This window comes from Terriglobales bacterium (assembly GCA_035487355.1).
Lineage (GTDB): Bacteria > Acidobacteriota > Terriglobia > Terriglobales > Acidobacteriaceae > QIAW01.
The window spans coordinates 1-2,634 of record DATHMF010000012.1 but is presented as its reverse complement, the minus strand read 5'-3'; the positions used below and the strand labels follow the sequence as shown (position 1 = coordinate 2,634).

Here is a 2,634-nt window from a genome sequence, read left to right as displayed (position 1 = left end):
GCCGAGATTCAGCAGCGGAGTGTCCTCATTTACTGGCCCGTTGGTAAGAATGATTACGGAAAAACCGTCGTCCAGAAACATGCTATTGAATGACGTATAGGAAGAAGTTTCGCCGTTGTGCCAGACAAAAGGATGACCAAGCTCGGTATCGCGGACCCAGCCCATGGCATAGTTGGAGGGCCTGCCATGCGGGAAGTTGGGCACTGGAGCCGGCGTAACCATGGTTGTGAACAGCATAGAAGGAATCACTTTTCCGTTGAGCACAGCCGCATCCCAGGTTGCCAGATCCTGAACATTCGACCAGAGTGCGCCAGCCGCGAAGAACAGAGACGGTGCCGGAATGCGCCCGGGGACCTGGCCAGCCAAATAGGGCGAGGCAAACGCCGAAGGTTGCAGGTACGACGTCTTGGTTAATCCAACCGGTTGAAAAATATCAGCTGCCAGGTAATTCGCGTAACTGAGCAAACTGGCCGCTTCGATGATCGATCCCAGGACAAAATAATTGCTGTTGCTGTAGGAGAAGGCAGAGCCGGGAGTGAACATCAGCGGCGCTTGGGCGACCTGCGTCAGGACGGTTGGTTCGGACACACCGTTGACCCAGGAATTTACGGCCGAGAAATTGAGGTAATCGGCGAGGCCGGAAGTCTGATTCAACAGCATGCGTAGAGTAATCCTGGGATCAAATGCGTAGCTCGGCAGATAGGTGATGACTGGGTTATCGATGTCCAGCTTTCCCGCATTCTGCAACTGCAAAACGGCTGCGGCGGTGAATTGCTTTGTGATTGATCCGATTTGAAATTCGGCGGTAGACTCCATAGCTTGGCAGGTGCTTAAGTCAGCGTAACCATAGGCTTGGGTGTAGAGAACAGTTCCGCCCTTGGCGATGGCTACTGTCATGCCGACAAGTCCTTGGGCCTTCATCTCGCTCGCAACCAAGGGATCAACGGCGGGCGCAATGCTTCCGCTGGACGACGTGAGGATAGGCAGAACTGGACACGAACCTGGGGATGGCGATGACATCCTGCCGCCGCCGCAGTTAAGAAGCACCAAGCCAGCCAGGAATACGGTTGCAACAACCAGATAGGACCGGCAGGATTTCTTGACCATCGAAATCTCCCAGTTTTGTTGCCCCGCTTGAGCGCGTTTGCTGCGCTCGGAAATTGTAGCACTGCACCAATTTTGTTCCGAGTAGGGACGATCCTGGGTGGGCGGTCCTCGTCCCCCTCATGCACAGACATTAACCGCAAGTCCCGTGGGATATAATTTTTGCTACCCCATGGCGTCCTCCCGTTGCTCTCTCTCTTTGCTGATCGCCAGCTTACTGCTGTGGGTTCCGGCATCGTTGGCGGCAGCAAATGTCGCGCCCAATGTGGTGGTGATCACTATTGATACGCTGCGGGCTGACCACCTCGGGTGCTACGGGTACAAGCAAATTCACACCCCCAATATCGATGCGCTTGCCGCCGACGGTCTCCGCTTTGAACGGGCTTACACCCCGGTGCCAGTGACGCTGCCCGCGCACACCGTGATCTTCACGGGCACGTATCCTATGTTCAGTGGGATTCACGATTTTGCCGCGAACAAGCTCAGTCCCGACCAACCCACACTCGCTTCGGTTCTCAAACAGCAGGGATACACGACGGGTGCGGTGATCGGGTCGGCGGTGCTCGACTCGCGCTTTGGGTTGAACCACGGTTTTGACTTTTATTACGACCACTTCGACTTCAGCCGCCTGCAAGAATCGAATCTCGATGAAATGGAGCGTCCCGGCAATATGGTCGCGGATGTCACACTAGATTGGCTTAGCAAGAACTATCAGAACAAGTTTTTTCTCTGGATGCATTTGTACGATCCTCACTATCCTTACCGACCGCCGGCACCCTATAGCGGTGAATATAAAGATCGTCCTTACGATGGAGAAATAGCTTTTGCGGACGCCCAGGTGGGCCGCCTGATTCAGTTTCTGAAACAGAAAAATCTATATGAGCGCACCATGATCGTGCTGAGTGGGGATCACGGCGAGAGCCTGGGCGAGCACGGAGAGAAGACTCACGGATTCTTCATCTACAATGCGACGCTCCACGTGCCGCTGATCTTTCATTTGCCAGGCAGTGCTTCCGCGAAAACCGTCCCCGACCTGGTCAGCTTGGCGGACCTGATGCCAACTATCCTGCAGATCTCAAAAATCGATGTCCCGGCACAGGTGCAAGGCCGTAGCCTGCTGGCGCTGATAGGGCCTACGAAGCAAAATGAATCGCGCAGCCTGTATGCGGAAACCTTCCTGCCACGCTTGCACTTCAACTGGAGCGAGCTTCGTGGGGCGGAGACCGAGAATTATCATTTTATTGACGCGCCCAAACCAGAGCTCTACGACTTGACCAAAGATCCGGGCGAGACTCAGAATCTGTTTGCGCAAAAGAAGGCTGTGGCGGAGGAATTGCATTCCCGCCTGGCCACACTAATTCGCCAGTACAGCACCGGTCAGGAGCTGGCGGAAAAAACCGGGCTCGATCCTGCTCTGATGGAGCGCTTGAAATCGCTGGGGTACGCGGGCTTTTCAGGCGGTGGCAGTCCGACCATCACCGGCCGCGCTTTGCCCGATCCCAAGGACCGGATTCAGACGTATGAGTTGAT

General features: G+C 55.2%; 2 protein-coding genes. One reads left to right on the top strand and one right to left on the bottom strand.

What is annotated here, in order from left to right:
- On the bottom strand, nucleotides 1-1,107 hold a 1,107-nt coding region (locus VK738_02290), incomplete at its 3' end, for a serine hydrolase domain-containing protein (GenBank protein ID HTD21452.1).
- Nucleotides 1,108-1,276: 169 nt separating this feature from the next.
- Between VK738_02290 and VK738_02285 the strand changes: the two genes are divergently transcribed.
- Nucleotides 1,277-2,634, top strand: a 1,358-nt coding sequence (locus tag VK738_02285; GenBank protein ID HTD21451.1) for a sulfatase, incomplete at its 3' end; no start/stop codon positions are given.